This is a genomic window from Sandarakinorhabdus limnophila DSM 17366, assembly GCF_945882885.1.
GTDB classification, from domain to species: Bacteria; Pseudomonadota; Alphaproteobacteria; order Sphingomonadales; family Sphingomonadaceae; genus Sandarakinorhabdus; species Sandarakinorhabdus limnophila_A.
Window position 1 is genome coordinate 1 of record NZ_CAMCWT010000017.1, and the last position, 12,855, is coordinate 12,855.

The following is a 12,855-nucleotide window of genomic DNA, read 5'->3' on the forward strand; positions in this document are numbered from 1 at the left end:
CCGCATCAATCGCCGCAAGAAGCCGGACACGCAAATCCAACGATAAAGGCTGACCCATCCATGCTGGCCTCCTTCACCAGCACGGATTCTGAGTCAGAAAATCCGCCCCTTGGGAATCCCTTACGATTCAGAGCGGTCGAAAACCGCTCTAAGGGCTCAATCGGGCGGGATGAGGCCACCACGACAGGCTTTGCCGGTCATGCGCCGATGTCCAGACACCTGAGCGCGTATAGCGAACCGCCCCGCTGCCGGTGACGGCGCCAAGGCGAGCGCGGATGGCCAGTGTTGCCGCATCAATCACCACCAGCGACTGCCCGGCCGTGGTTCTGAGCCAGATCTTGCCACCGCCCGTATCAATGTCACCATAGTTGAGACTGGTATCGACCTTGATCCTGCCGCTGACCGTTACGCGGGCCGGATCGATGCGGGCGACGGTGCCATCGGCTTGTTCTTGCACCCACACAGCGCCTTCACCAGCCACCAGAAAACCGGGTTGGCGGCCCAGCCGTGTGTGGCCAATCACGCGATTGGTGGCCGGATCAATCTTCTGGATGAGATTCTTCGAGCCACTGACCGCCCAGAGCGCCCCATGGCCAAAGGCGAGATAATTGCTGCCAGGTGCCACGGTGATCCGCGCGTTCACCCGGCCCAGCGCCGGATCGATACGTGAAATCACACCACTGGCGGCGCTGGCCAGCCACACTGACCCTGCCCCTGCTACCACGTTCATCTCACCATCGGCCGCGGCAATCCCGGTGGCGATGATGGTGATGATGCGAGCCGTGCGCCGGTCGATGCGGCTCAGTGTCTTGTCGTCACAATCGGCCACCCACAGGGCGTCAGTTGTCATGGCCATGGTGCCGCACGGGTGGTGCATCGATACCGTCGCCAGCTTGCCGCGGCGCGACCAGCGCTCAACCCGGCCCTTGTTGGTCACCCACACGGTGTTGCCATCAACGGTCAGGAAATCGGCGAAGCCGGGAACCGGGATGATCCGTTCGGCCGGGGTAGCCGCCTGCAGGGCAAATGCAGCCGGGATCAACAGGGCAAGACGCAAGTGGGGCACGGCAGTGATCAGGCGCCTTTGGCCTTCCAGCGGCTGATCAGCGGCCGGAAGGGGAACAGGAATTGCTCGGCAATTGTCAGCCGCCGTCGTTCATCTTGGCCAACCACGGCGGATTCGCCTTCGCGATAAGTGCCAAAAATGCGATCATAAAGGATCAGCACATTGCCATAGTTGCAGCGCGTGTCTTCATAGCTGAGCGCAGTGTGATGCAGGCTGTGATGGCGGATGGTGGTGAAGAAGAAACTGTACCACCCCGGCGGATCGGACCGCACGTTGGCGTGGGCAAAGGTCGAAATGGCGGTGCCCAGCGAGGCGGAGGCAAAGATGGCCGCCTTGTCGAAATCGAACAGTGCGATGACGCTGAGCGAAATCAGGAACAGCTCGATCGGATTGCCGACATAACCCTTGGCCGCATTTAGCTGGGTAATGTGATGATGCGGCGCGTGGGTAGACCAGAACAGCGCATTGTTGTGCATCAGCCGATGCATCCAATATTGCCCGAATTCAAACAGAGCCATGACCATGAAGGTCTGCACGAGAAATGGTAGCGATTTCAGCCATGGTGACGTCAGACCCAGCGGTTCCTTGGCGTTACGCAACGGACCTTCCGCGAAGGTATCGGTCATCCAGCTGATCCCCGTAAAGCCTAGCACGACATAAAACAGATCCGTGGCCAGTTCACGCCAGTTGATGCGCCATCCTTCATGCCGTTCGAACCGTAATTCGAGCAATTGCACGAAGAGCACCACTGTCACGATCACGATGACCAGGGTGGCCCTGTTGTCGATCAATGCAGCGGGTGCATTGCCCCAGAACAATAGAAGTGCGGTTACCGCGACCGGCGGCAGCAGGTTCAACAGTCCCTGCCTCATGATATCATCCCCCAGGCGACACTCAGTTCGGCCGAGTACATGACCGGTTGACGTCGCAACATCCCGAAGCTGCCAATGCCCGAAGTACATCATGTCTGGCCACATCTGGCAATGGCGGGACTGGTGGGCGGCACCGCGCCGAAAAATGGTGCACCCGGCAGGATTCGAACCTGCGGCCTACGGTTTAGGAAACCGTCGCTCTATCCTGCTGAGCTACGGGTGCTCATACTTTCCAAGGCCATGATGTGCTGCGCCGTTCAAGCAAAAACTTTGGCAAAATTTGCGTGTCAGGCGTCCGAACGCGCGCGCGGGCGAAATGGCAGCGGCAAGAGCGAGATGCCATCCTCGCGCAAGGCCTTCACTTTGGCGGGTATGGCTTCCCCATGGATGCTGAGTGTCTCGCCGGCGCCGTGGATGGCGCGGGCTTCGGCGGCAAAGCGATCGCCAACATAATCGCCGCTGGAGCCGAACCAGGCTTCAAAACGGTGGGTCGCGGTGCAGACCAGATCATAGACGATCATGGGCCGACCACCCGGAACGGCCGGGCGTGTTCCAGCGCGGGCACTTTGCCGCGCGCGGCGGCCACTGCGGCTATGTCGATGTGGGCAATGCCGATGCCTGGCGCCTCGCCCATGTCGAGCACCACCTCGCCCCACGGCGAGATGACAAGGCTGTGGCCATAGGTGGCGCGGCCATCGGCGTGTTCACCCGTCTGCGCGGCAGCGATCACCCAGCAGCCGGTTTCGATGGCGCGGGCGCGCAGCAGCACATGCCAATGGGCCTGGCCGGTGGGCCGGGTGAAGGCGGCGGGAACCGCGATGATCTGCGCGCCGGCCAAAGCCAGCGCCCTGTGCAGCGCGGGGAAGCGGACATCGTAACAGATGGTCAGGCCCAGTGCGCCCCACGGCGTTGCCGCCACGACGGCCTCTTCGCCGGCGTCATAGGCGGCGGACTCGCGCCAGCTTTCGGTGCCGAGCGCAACGTCAAACAAGTGAATCTTGGCATAGCGCGCGGTGATTTCGCCATCGGGGCCAATGAGAAAACCACGGTTCACGAACTTGTCGCCCGTGCCCCGCAAGGCCAGGCTGCCGAGGTGGACCCAGACATGATGTCTGGCTGCTGCTGCGCGCACGGCAGCGAGCACAATATCATCAGCTTCGTGGCGGATCTTGCTGGCGGCGCGACTTCGGTCGCGATCGAGCAGGCCGCTCATTTCCGGCGTGAAGATGATCTGCGCGCCCTTGGCTGCGGCTTCGCCAATCTGTGCGGCCAGAAGTTTAGCCTCGATCACCGGATCGATGCCGGTGTTGGTCTGGATCAGGCCGATGCTGAGCGTCATGCCGCGAGCAGCGGATCCAACCCGCCGGCGCGGTCGAGCGCTTGCAGATCGTCGCAACCGCCGATGTGGCGGCCGTCGATGAAGATTTGCGGTACCGTCTGGCGGCCGCCGGAGCGTTCCAGCATTTCGGCCCGGCGCGGCCCGCCGGTGGAAATGTCGATCTCTTCAAAGCTGGCGCCCTTGGCTTTCAGCAACGCCTTGGCCCGGGTGCAATAGGGGCAAAGAAACTTGGTGTAGACTTCGATTGTGGCCATGGCATCCCATCCCTGTCGCAGCGATTTGTCACACGCGCGTCATGCTCCCCTGCCCGTCGCGCAGGGCGTGGGCATAGGTCAAGACCTCCACTTGTCGCGCCCCTGCCTTGATCAGCTTTGCCGCACAGGCAGACACGGTGGCTCCGGTGGTCGTCACATCATCCACCAGCACGACGGTGCGACCCCTGATCTGCTCCGGACGCGCCACGCGGAAGGCGCCAGCCACGTTCTTCTGGCGGGCGCGGCGGCCCAGGCCTTTGGTGTCGGTTTGATGCGGTTGACCGCATCCACTGCAAGCGGCCGCCCTGATTGGCGGGCCAAGTGGTAGGCGATCGCGGCGGCTTGGTTGAAACCGCGCTGCCACAGCCGCCAGCGGTGGGAGGGTACCGGCACGATGATGGCGTCATCCGGCAGATCACCAGCTGCCCGCAGCATGGCACGGGCCATCATGCGGGCCAGATGCAGGCGGCGGCCGTGCTTCAGCGCCAGCACCAGTTGCCGCGCCGGGCCACCATAAGCAAAGGGCGCCCGGGCACGTGCAAATGGTGGTGGATCGGCCAGACAGGCGCCGCACAGCGCGGCCGCATCGCCGTCGTGAGGCAGCGGCAGGCCGCAACAGGCGCATTGTGGCGGGCCAAGCGCCTGCAGATTGCCAAAACAGGCCGCGCAGAAGCTATCATCGCCATCGACGATCTCGCCGCAGCCGGGGCAGCGGGGCGGCAGCACCACGTCGGCCACAGCGCGAAAAGGGGGTTGTCACCAAGGCAAGCACAGCCACCATTATGGGAGTTTGCGCCCGCACCAGCGGCGCGTAAAGGGTAGGGTAATGACGGATGTCCTTCCCTTTGATGTTGCGCTGCGTCGCCGCCGCCATGCTGCTGCTGCGCTAGGTTTTAGCCGCGTATCCTTCCTGCATGATCTGATGGCCGAAGAACTGCGCGAACGCGCGGCGATGGTGGCGCGGCCGTTTGCAGATGTGCTCGATCTTGGCGGGCCGCGGGCAATCTGGCCAGGCGCAAAGCGGGTGACGCTCACCGCCAGTGAGCCCGGCGTTATGGTGGGCGACGAGGATCAATTGCCCTTTGCCGATGCCAGCTTTGATCTGGTTGTTTCGGCCGGGGCGCTCACCACGGTGAACGATCTGCCCGCCGCGCTGGCCGGTATTGGCCGGGTGCTGCGTCCCGACGGCTTGTTCGTGGCAGCGTTTATTGGCGGCATGAGCCTGGTGGAGTTGCGTGCCTGCCTGCTCGAGGCTGAAGCGGCGATCACTGGCGGGGCTGGCAGTCACACCGCGCCGATGGTGGAGGCCAGTGCCGCCGCCGGCCTGCTGGCCCGCGCCGGCTTTGCCATGCCGGTGGCTGATATCGAGCGCATCACCCTGCGTTATTCGAGCCTGTTCGGTCTGTTCGATGATCTCACTGCCATGGGTGCGCGTTCGGTGCTGCGCCAGCGCCGGCCCTTGCGCCGCGATGTGCTGATGGCAGCGGCGGAACGTTTTGCAGCGCTTGCTGAGGACGATGGCAAGACTGGCGTGACCATCGAGATCCTGCATGTCGCCGGCTGGGCACCTGGCCCCGGTCAGCCCAGCCCCAAGGCCCCGGGCAGCGCTACCACCAGTTTGGCTGCGGCGCTCAAGAGCCGGGTATGACTTGCTCCAGCGCGCCAAATCGCCTTACGCTTCTCTGATGAATGCTGCCGCTACCTATCTCGTCGTGATCGATGACAGCCCGGAAAGCCGGGTGGCGATGCGCTTTGCCGTGCTGCGTGCGGCGCATGTGGGTGCCGATGTGCGGCTGGTGAGCGTGGTGCGCCCCACCGAGTTCATGCATTTCGGCGCCGTGCAGTCGATGATGGCGGCCGAAGCCCGCGCCGATACCGAGGCGCTGCTGACGCAATTGGCCGGAGAGGCCGAGGCGATGGAAGGCGCGCGACCGAGTGTGCTGGTGCTGGAGGGTGATCCATCGGCAGTGATTCTGGCGCATGTGAAGGACAATCCTGGTGTCCGTGCGCTGGTGCTCGGCACGGCCAGCCGCGGCACGCCAGGGCCGCTGGTCAGCTTCTTTGCCGGCGAACGCGCTGGCAGTCTGCCATGCATCCTGATGCTGGTGCCCGGCAGTCTCGATCCGGACCGGCTGGTAACGATTGCCTGACCTTGGCGCCTGAATCACGACAAAAACTGTCTGAATTGACTTGAAGCGAGCCAGCCAGTGGGCCATATCGGCTGCGTATTGTTAAAAGGCTCCGCTCATGTTCATCGAAACCGAACAGACCCCCAATCCGATGACGCTGATGTTCCGCCCCGGCCAGAAGGTGACCGGCGCGGACGGCGTGGACATTCCCACCCCGGAAGCCGCCGAAGCCTCGCCACTGGCAGCCGCGCTGTTCGCGTTGGGCGATGTGGACCGGGTCTTCTTTGGCCATGATTTTGTTTCGGTCACTCGGAACCCGGCTGGTGCTGACTGGCCGGCGCTGAAGCCGCAGATTTTGGGCGTGTTGGTTGATCATTTCACCAGTGGTGCGCCGCTGTTCACCGGCGCCGTGCAGGAAGCGGCCACAGATGACGATCCCGCTGATGCTGATATCGTCATGCAGATCAGGGAGTTGATCGAAACCCGGGTGCGCCCGCAGGTGGCAGAGGATGGCGGCGACATTGTCTATCGCGGCTTCCGCCAGGGCACTGTGTTCCTCGAAATGCAGGGCGCCTGTTCCGGCTGCCCATCAAGCACGATGACGCTGAAGATGGGCATTGAATCGCTGCTGAAATATTATGTGCCTGAAGTTCTCGACGTGCGGGCGGTCTGATCATGGCCACATCCCCGCTGGATGGTGCTGTACTGGCGCAACTCTTCACCTATGCCCGCACGCATTATGGCTGGGACGCGACGCCGGTCGCCGAAGCTGATCTGCGCCAGCTTTATGATCTGGTGAAAATGGGGCCGACTTCTGCCAACGGCTCCCCGGCGCGGTTCATCTTCTGTCATTCGGTTGAAGCCCGTGAAAAGTTGGCTGCGTGCGTAAGTGTGGCCAACCAGCCCAAGGTGAAGGCCGCGCCGGTCACGGTAATCATCGGCTTTGATCCGAAATTCTATGACAAGCTTCCCGAGCTGTTCCCGCATGTCGATGCGCGGCCCTGGTTTAACTGGAGCGCCGATTTTGCCCGCGAAACCGCCTTTCGCAACAGCAGCTTGCAGGGTGCCTACTTAATCATGGCGGCGCGCGGTCTGGGCTGGGACACCGGGCCGATGTCGGGTTTCAACAAGATGGCCGTAGATGCCGCCTTCTGGGGTGAGACCGGCATCGAAACCAATTTCATCTGCTCGCTCGGCAAGGGCAATGGCGAAGGCCTGTTCCCGCGCCTGCCGCGCTTGTCGTTTGAGGATGCCGCGCAAATCCTGTAGCGGCACACGGGTGACCGTCCTTGCCCTTTCCACCTCCTCGCCGGCGCTGTCGATCGCGCTGGTCGATGGGCGCAAGGTGCTGGCCCGCCATCATCAACGGATCGGGCGTGGCCACGCCGAAGCGCTGGTGCCGGCAATAGCGGCCCTGCTGACGGGTCGTCGGGTTGAAGCCATTATCGTTGATATCGGGCCGGGCAGCTACACCGGCATCCGCATCGGCATCGCGGCGGCGCGCGCGCTCGGGGTGGCGTGGGGGGTGCCCGTGCATGGCGTCTCGGCGCTGGGGCTGGTGGCGGCGCAGGCCTTTGCCGCTGATCTGGCCTTGGACAGCGTGTTTGCGCTGATCGATGCCGGGCGTGGCCATGCGGCCGGCGCACTCATCGGGCCAGACCTTGTGGCGCCGCTGCCGGCGGTGGTCACTTCCCTGCCGGCGGGTGCCGCCGCGGCTGGCGCGGGAGCCGGCCTGTTGCCGGGCGCTGCCGCGCTGCATCTGGATTACCCCGATGCGGCTTTTGCCGGACATTTGCCGCCCGCGGCACTTGGGCTGCCGCAGGCGCTTTACGCCGGCGATGGAGCCGATTATCCCGTCGCCTGTGGACAGCGTTCCCGCCCCGGAAATCGTTCTGGCCATTGTGCCGGCTGTTGAGCGGCATCTAGATGCGCTGATGGCCGTGATGCACGCCGCCTTTGATCCGCGGTATGGAGAAGTCTGGTCGGCGGCGCAGCTTGCCGCCACCCTCACCCTGCCCGGTTGCTGGGCCCGCCTGGCGTTGCTGGGGTCGCAGGCCGTGGGTTTCAGCCTTTGCCGCGCGGTAGGGCCGGAAGTGGAATTGTTGTTAATCGCGGTCACACCGGCGGTTCACCGGCAAGGCATCGCCGGCCGGTTGCTGCTGCGCTGCCAAGAAGACGCTATGGGGCGCGGCGCCAGCGAATTGTTCCTGGAAGTGCGTGAGGATAATGAACCGGCCAAGTATCTCTATAATAGGGCCGGTTTTGTGCAGGTTGGGCGCCGCGCTGACTATTACACGGCCAACGACGGCAATCGGCGTGCGGCGATTACGATGCGATATAGTCTCGAACAGTTGGTCGGATAAGGATTTCGGATTGCAAAATCCTTTAAAAACGCTCAATGTGACAATTGCGGGATCTAGAACCGCAAATGTTGACGGGCCAAGGACATAAAAATGACGGAAAATTCACAGTCTCACACCGAATTGCTGGCTTTGACGGCTGATATTGTCGCGTCGCACTTTGCCAACAACACGGTTGCGCCGGCCGAAGTGCCGGGCGTTATTGAAAGCGTTTACGCCACGCTTGCACGATTGGGCACGCCCGTCGTCTTGCCGGTGCCCAAGCAGGAGCCAGCCGTTTCGATCCGCTCTTCGATCAAGCCGGATCATATCGTCTGCCTGGAAGACGGCAAGAAGCTTAAGATGCTGAAGCGTCACCTGATGACGCGTTACGGCATGACGCCCGATGATTACCGCACCAAGTGGGGCCTCCCGGGCGATTATCCGATGGTTGCGCCCAACTATGCCGAACAGCGTCGCACGCTGGCCAAGTCGATTGGCCTCGGCACCAATCGCACGTCCAAGCCGCGCGGTCGTCCGCGCAAGAACCCGGCCTGATCCACCAGGCTGCAATTGCCGGTGCTGGGGAGGGCCTGAACCGGTAATTGCCCCGCTTGCTCAAGCCCGCCTTGGCCCCTAATTGGGAAGCAGGGCGGGCTTTGGTGCGCCCGGCGGGAGAATGATCGTGACCACGCCCATCGACATCGAAGCGCTGTGCCTGAATAAGGGCCTGCGCATCACGGAACAGCGCCGGGTGATCGCCCGCGTGCTGAGCGAAGTGACCGACCACCCCGATGTGGAATCGCTGCACCGCCGGGTGGCGGAGGTTGACCCGCGCATTTCCATCGCCACCGTCTATCGAACGGTGAAGTTGTTCGAAGAAGCGGGCATCCTTGAACGCCATGAATTCCAGGGCGGCCGGTCCCGTTATGAAACCGTGGCCGATGGCCACCATGATCATCTGATCGATATCGATACTGGCGACGTGATCGAATTCCATGATCCTGAACTTGAAGATCTGCAGCGCCGCATTGCCGAGAAATTGGGCTATCGCCTCGTTGATCACCGCATGGAGCTGTATGGCCAGGCCCTCAAGAAGCCGGCCTGAGGCCATTATCTGATGCAACGTCGTCCGCCGCCGGCCCGGCGATGGGGCAAGACCCGCACCGCGCTTGGCGCCGCCGCTACCGCTGCTGCCACCGTGCCGGCCGAACTTCTGCTGCGCGCCATCACCTTGCGCAACCGGCCCTATCTTCCGATCTGGTTTCACCGCGGCCTGTCGCGTTCCCTTGGCGTTCGGATCATCACCCACGGCGAGCCACCCCGGCGCGGCAAGGTGCTGTATATCGTCAATCACCTGAGCTGGACCGATATTCCAGTACTCGGCGCGCGCATTCACGCCAGCTTCGTCGCCAAATCGGAAGTGGCGGGTTGGGGGCCGGTGGGCTGGCTCGCCAGTTTTGCCCACACCGTCTATGTCGCGCGCGATCGCCGTTCCACCGCCGCCATCCAGAAGAACGAGATAGCCGATCGGCTGAATGCCGGCGGGTCGATCATCCTGTTTCCGGAAGGGACCAACAGCGATGGCACCGGCGTGCTGCCATTCAAATCCGCGCTGTTTTCGGTGGTGGGCGACGTGCCCGGCCTGATCATCCAGCCGATCACCTTGGCCTATACGCGCGTCAACGGCCTGCCGGTTACCCGCCGGCAATTGCCCGATCTGGCCTGGGTGGGTGATACTGAACTGGCGCCGCACGCCATCACCTTCGTGGGGCTGGGCCGGGTGACGGCGGAAATACTGTTCCACGATCCCATCGATCCGGCCGAACACGCCGATCGCAAGGCGCTGGCGCGGCACTGCCACACGCTGATCGCCGCCGGCTACCGCCGGCTGATGCGCGGTGGATGACAGCGGGGATGATAGCGGGGATGACCGGGCCGGGCAAAATCGCTATGAAAGGGCAACAATCCCTCGGAGCCGCAACTTGACGTCACCAGCCAGCCCCAAGACCTACCACGTCAAGTCCTTCGGCTGCCAGATGAACGTCTATGACAGTGAGCGGATGGGCGATCTGCTCAGTGCCGACGGGTTGACCGCCGTCGACACGCCGGAAGCAGCCGACGTGGTGGTGCTCAACACCTGCCACATCCGCGAACGTGCCGCCGAAAAGCTCTATTCCGATATCGGCCGCCTGCGCCAACCCCGCGCTGATGGCAGCCGCCCCACCATTGTTGCCGCCGGTTGTGTGGCCCAGGCCGAAGGGGCCGAAATTGGCAGGCGGGCGCCGGATGTTGACGTGATTGTCGGCCCGCTCGCCTATCACCGCCTGCCTGAACTGCTGAAGCAATCTGAAACCGGCCGCGCCGTCGATATCGACATGCCGGCGGTGCCCAAGTTCGACAGCCTGCCCCAGCGCCGCATCGCGCAGGCATCGGCCTTCCTTACCGTGCAGGAAGGCTGTGACAAATTCTGCACCTTCTGCGTGGTGCCCTACACGCGCGGGCCGGAAACCAGCCGGCCGGCGGCCGATCTGATCGCCGAAGCTGAGGCGCTGGTGGCGCGCGGCGTAAGCGAGGTTACCCTGCTCGGCCAGAATGTGAACGCCTATAATGGTGGGCTGACTCTGGCTGGCCTGATCCGTGCGCTGGCGCAGATCGATGGGCTGGAGCGCATCCGCTACACCACCAGCCACCCGCGCGACATGCAAGGTACAGGCGGAGATGATCTAATTGCTGCCCATGTTGAGGTGGCCAAGCTGATGCCCTATCTGCATCTGCCCGTGCAGTCCGGCTCCAGCCGGATCCTGAAGGCGATGAACCGGGCGCACACGCGCGAATCCTATCTGGCAACGCTGGCGCGGCTGCGGGCAGCCCGACCCGATGTCGCGCTGTCAGGCGATTTCATCGTGGGCTTCCCTGGCGAAACCGAGGCCGATTTCCAGGACACGTTGTCGATCGTGCGGGAGGTGCAGTACGCTGCCGCCTACTGCTTCAAATACAGCATCCGCCCCGGCACACCGGCCGCCGCCATGGCCGATCAGGTGCCCGAGGCGGTGAAGGATGATCGGCTTGCCCGTCTGCTGGCCGCCGTCGCCGAAGGCAGCCTGGCCTTCAACCGCTCCACCATCGGCCGCCGCTGCACCATTCTGCTGGAACGGCCGGGTCGTAAGCCGGGGCAGTTGATCGGCAAGACGCCGTGGCTGCAATCGGCGGTGGTTTCCATCCCCGGCTCCGCCATCGGTGATCTGGTAGAGGTCGACATTGTCGATGCGCACCCCAATAGTGTCGAAGCCGTGCCTGTCGTTCCCTCCAGCCAGGAAAGTGCTGCCGCCTGATGTCGAAAAAAGCCCCGCGTGGCCCGCTCGCCGCCACTGACCGTGTCCGACTGGAGATCGAATTCGACAAGGTGCAATTGCTGGGGCCGCTGTTCGGCCAATATGATCAGAATCTGATCGCGCTCGAAGGCCATTTGGGCGTCTATATCAGCGCGCGCGGCAACCGCGTGGTGGTGGAAGGCCAGGCCGATGCCGCCGCCCGCACCCGCGATGTTCTCACCGGGCTTTATAATCGCCTGCTCAAGGGCGAAACCATCGATACCGGCGATGTGCTGGGCGCTGTTGCCATCGCGTCTGATCCTTCGCTTGATGGCCTGGAGCAGGCCGACAGCGGCCGCCCTAATGCCACAGCCGCCATCCGCACCCGCCGCAAGACCATCGTCGCCCGTTCGCCCACCCAGGTCCGCTATATCGAAGCGCTGGGTTCGTCCGACGTCATCTTCGCGCTGGGCCCGGCCGGCACCGGCAAGACCTATCTGGCCGTCGCGCAGGCCGTGAGCCAGCTGATCGCCGGGAGTGTGGACCGGCTGATCCTGTCGCGCCCCGCAGTGGAAGCCGGTGAACGGCTGGGCTTCCTGCCCGGCGACATGAAGGAAAAGGTCGATCCCTATCTGCGCCCGCTCTACGACGCGCTCTACGACATGCTGCCCGCCGAACAGGTGGAGCGGCGGCTGGCTTCGGGCGAGATCGAGATTGCGCCTTTGGCCTTCATGCGCGGCCGCACGCTGGCCAATGCTTTCATCATTCTGGATGAAGCGCAGAACACCACGCCGCTGCAGATGAAGATGTTCCTGACGCGCTTTGGCGAGCGCAGCCGCATGGTGATCTGCGGCGATCCCAACCAGGTCGATCTGCCGGTGGCCGGTTCTTCGGGTCTGGCCGATGCCGTGCGCCGGCTGGACGGGGTGGAAGGCATTGCCACGCTGCGCTTCTCGGTGAAGGAAGTGGTGCGCCATCCCATCGTCGGCCGCATTGTCGAGGCGTATGAAGGCCCGGCGAAAGACGGCTGATGCTGGTTGTTGAAACCGATGTGGTGGCGGGTGACTGGCCAGCGGCGGATTGGCCGGCGCTGACGCGCGCCGCCGTGGCGGCCGCACTGGCTGAAACCCCCTATGCCGATCTGGCCGATGCATCGATGGCGGTGGAAGTGGCCGTGCGCCTTTCCGACGATGCCGAAGTGCACACGCTCAACCGCCAGTACCGCGACAAGGACAAGCCGACCAACATCCTTTCTTTCCCGATGCTCGCTCCTGACATGCTGGTGAGTCTGGCCAACAGTGACGACGGCGAAGTGCTGGTGGGCGATCTGGTGCTGGCGGCTGAGACCGTGGTGCGCGAAGCCGCAGAGAAAGGCTGGAGCGTGGCGGACTATGTTGGCCATCTGGTTGTCCACGGCACACTCCACCTGCTAGGGTATGACCACGAAACCGGTGATTGGGATGCCGAGCAGATGGAAGCGCTGGAACGCGCCGCCTGCGCCCGGCTGCACCTGCCCGACCCGTATGAGGAAGACCAGTAACC

General features: G+C 63.6%; 19 protein-coding genes and 1 tRNA gene. 12 read left to right on the plus strand and 8 right to left on the minus strand.

The genetic code is table 11. The features are described 5' to 3' along the window. Positions 1-148 precede the first annotated feature (148 nt). From Q7O19_RS05470 to Q7O19_RS05500, 8 genes are all read right to left on the minus strand, one after another. Positions 149-1,042, minus strand: a complete 894-nt coding sequence (locus Q7O19_RS05470; protein WP_303809150.1) for a YncE family protein — start codon at positions 1,040-1,042, stop codon at positions 149-151. A gap of 32 nt (positions 1,043-1,074) precedes the next feature. After that, positions 1,075-1,938: a sterol desaturase family protein gene (locus tag Q7O19_RS05475; protein ID WP_303809151.1), complete on the minus strand. Its 864-nt coding sequence runs from the start codon at positions 1,936-1,938 to the stop codon at positions 1,075-1,077. A gap of 146 nt (positions 1,939-2,084) precedes the next feature. Then, positions 2,085-2,161, minus strand: a tRNA-Arg gene (locus Q7O19_RS05480). A gap of 64 nt (positions 2,162-2,225) precedes the next feature. Beyond that, entirely contained in the window at positions 2,226-2,459 is a 234-nt protein-coding gene (locus Q7O19_RS05485) for a DUF1178 family protein (RefSeq protein WP_303809153.1), read from the minus strand. Beyond that, on the minus strand, positions 2,456-3,277 hold the full coding sequence (locus Q7O19_RS05490; RefSeq protein ID WP_303809155.1) for a carbon-nitrogen hydrolase family protein: 822 nt from the start codon (positions 3,275-3,277) through the stop codon (positions 2,456-2,458). The genes Q7O19_RS05485 and Q7O19_RS05490 overlap by 4 nt, the downstream gene beginning before the upstream one ends. After that, the gene (grxC, locus tag Q7O19_RS05495) at positions 3,274-3,531 is read right to left on the minus strand and encodes a glutaredoxin 3 (protein WP_022679641.1); all 258 of its coding nucleotides are present in this window, start codon (positions 3,529-3,531) and stop codon (positions 3,274-3,276) included. Before grxC ends, Q7O19_RS05490 begins: the two co-directional genes overlap by 4 nt. Positions 3,532-3,559: 28 nt before the next feature. Then, on the minus strand, positions 3,560-3,757 hold the full coding sequence (locus tag Q7O19_RS13490; protein WP_369692436.1) for a ComF family protein: 198 nt from the start codon (positions 3,755-3,757) through the stop codon (positions 3,560-3,562). Then, a complete protein-coding gene (locus tag Q7O19_RS05500; protein ID WP_369692438.1) occupies positions 3,685-4,257 on the minus strand; it encodes a double zinc ribbon domain-containing protein in 573 nt (190 codons plus the stop codon). Before Q7O19_RS05500 ends, Q7O19_RS13490 begins: the two co-directional genes overlap by 73 nt. Positions 4,258-4,357: 100 nt before the next feature. On the opposite strand from Q7O19_RS05500, the gene Q7O19_RS05505 reads away from it, so the two are divergent. From Q7O19_RS05505 to ybeY, 12 genes are all read left to right on the plus strand, one after another. After that, the gene (locus Q7O19_RS05505; RefSeq protein ID WP_303809157.1) at positions 4,358-5,179 is read left to right on the plus strand and encodes a class I SAM-dependent methyltransferase; all 822 of its coding nucleotides are present in this window, start codon (positions 4,358-4,360) and stop codon (positions 5,177-5,179) included. A gap of 37 nt (positions 5,180-5,216) precedes the next feature. Further along, positions 5,217-5,681 (plus strand): universal stress protein, encoded by a 465-nt coding sequence (locus Q7O19_RS05510; RefSeq protein ID WP_303809158.1) that lies wholly within the window; start codon positions 5,217-5,219, stop codon positions 5,679-5,681. A 97-nt stretch (positions 5,682-5,778) separates the two neighbouring features. Beyond that, positions 5,779-6,333, plus strand: a complete 555-nt coding sequence (locus Q7O19_RS05515) for a NifU family protein (RefSeq protein WP_022679637.1) — start codon at positions 5,779-5,781, stop codon at positions 6,331-6,333. Positions 6,334-6,335: 2 nt separating this feature from the next. Next, positions 6,336-6,929 carry a malonic semialdehyde reductase gene (locus tag Q7O19_RS05520; protein WP_303809160.1) on the plus strand — a complete coding sequence of 198 codons (594 nt, stop codon included), beginning with the start codon at positions 6,336-6,338 and terminating at the stop codon, positions 6,927-6,929. Positions 6,930-6,939: 10 nt separating this feature from the next. Then, positions 6,940-7,575, plus strand: a complete 636-nt coding sequence (tsaB, locus tag Q7O19_RS05525) for a tRNA (adenosine(37)-N6)-threonylcarbamoyltransferase complex dimerization subunit type 1 TsaB (protein WP_303809161.1) — start codon at positions 6,940-6,942, stop codon at positions 7,573-7,575. Further along, positions 7,523-8,023, plus strand: coding sequence for a GNAT family N-acetyltransferase (locus Q7O19_RS05530; protein WP_303809162.1), 501 nt, complete (start codon positions 7,523-7,525; stop codon positions 8,021-8,023). The genes tsaB and Q7O19_RS05530 overlap by 53 nt, the downstream gene beginning before the upstream one ends. A 90-nt stretch (positions 8,024-8,113) precedes the next feature. Beyond that, positions 8,114-8,557 (plus strand): MucR family transcriptional regulator, encoded by a 444-nt coding sequence (locus Q7O19_RS05535; protein ID WP_303809163.1) that lies wholly within the window; start codon positions 8,114-8,116, stop codon positions 8,555-8,557. Between the two features lie 127 nt (positions 8,558-8,684). Further along, positions 8,685-9,107 carry a Fur family transcriptional regulator gene (locus Q7O19_RS05540; protein WP_303809165.1) on the plus strand — a complete coding sequence of 141 codons (423 nt, stop codon included), beginning with the start codon at positions 8,685-8,687 and terminating at the stop codon, positions 9,105-9,107. A 12-nt stretch (positions 9,108-9,119) separates the two neighbouring features. Beyond that, entirely contained in the window at positions 9,120-9,908 is a 789-nt protein-coding gene (locus Q7O19_RS05545) for a 1-acyl-sn-glycerol-3-phosphate acyltransferase (RefSeq protein WP_303809166.1), read from the plus strand. 76 nt (positions 9,909-9,984) lie between these two features. Next, entirely contained in the window at positions 9,985-11,334 is a 1,350-nt protein-coding gene (gene miaB, locus Q7O19_RS05550; protein ID WP_303809168.1) for a tRNA (N6-isopentenyl adenosine(37)-C2)-methylthiotransferase MiaB, read from the plus strand. Further along, positions 11,334-12,344 (plus strand): PhoH family protein, encoded by a 1,011-nt coding sequence (locus Q7O19_RS05555; RefSeq protein ID WP_303809170.1) that lies wholly within the window; start codon positions 11,334-11,336, stop codon positions 12,342-12,344. Before miaB ends, Q7O19_RS05555 begins: the two co-directional genes overlap by 1 nt. Next, positions 12,344-12,853, plus strand: a complete 510-nt coding sequence (ybeY, locus tag Q7O19_RS05560; RefSeq protein WP_022679628.1) for an rRNA maturation RNase YbeY — start codon at positions 12,344-12,346, stop codon at positions 12,851-12,853. The genes Q7O19_RS05555 and ybeY overlap by 1 nt, the downstream gene beginning before the upstream one ends. Positions 12,854-12,855: the final 2 nt, after the last annotated feature.

Coding starts and splice junctions, on each gene's coding strand:
- Q7O19_RS05505 (WP_303809157.1), top strand. CDS start 4,358: ATGACGGATGTCCTTCCCTTTGATGTTGCGCTGCGTCGCCGCCGCCAT.
- ybeY (WP_022679628.1), top strand. CDS start 12,344: ATGCTGGTTGTTGAAACCGATGTGGTGGCGGGTGACTGGCCAGCGGCG.
- Q7O19_RS05490 (WP_303809155.1), bottom strand. CDS start 3,277: ATGACGCTCAGCATCGGCCTGATCCAGACCAACACCGGCATCGATCCG.
- Q7O19_RS05475 (WP_303809151.1), bottom strand. CDS start 1,938: ATGAGGCAGGGACTGTTGAACCTGCTGCCGCCGGTCGCGGTAACCGCA.
- Q7O19_RS05545 (WP_303809166.1), top strand. CDS start 9,120: ATGCAACGTCGTCCGCCGCCGGCCCGGCGATGGGGCAAGACCCGCACC.
- Q7O19_RS05515 (WP_022679637.1), top strand. CDS start 5,779: ATGTTCATCGAAACCGAACAGACCCCCAATCCGATGACGCTGATGTTC.
- Q7O19_RS05485 (WP_303809153.1), bottom strand. CDS start 2,459: ATGATCGTCTATGATCTGGTCTGCACCGCGACCCACCGTTTTGAAGCC.
- Q7O19_RS05510 (WP_303809158.1), top strand. CDS start 5,217: ATGAATGCTGCCGCTACCTATCTCGTCGTGATCGATGACAGCCCGGAA.
- Q7O19_RS05535 (WP_303809163.1), top strand. CDS start 8,114: ATGACGGAAAATTCACAGTCTCACACCGAATTGCTGGCTTTGACGGCT.
- Q7O19_RS05520 (WP_303809160.1), top strand. CDS start 6,336: ATGGCCACATCCCCGCTGGATGGTGCTGTACTGGCGCAACTCTTCACC.
- grxC (WP_022679641.1), bottom strand. CDS start 3,531: ATGGCCACAATCGAAGTCTACACCAAGTTTCTTTGCCCCTATTGCACC.
- Q7O19_RS05555 (WP_303809170.1), top strand. CDS start 11,334: ATGTCGAAAAAAGCCCCGCGTGGCCCGCTCGCCGCCACTGACCGTGTC.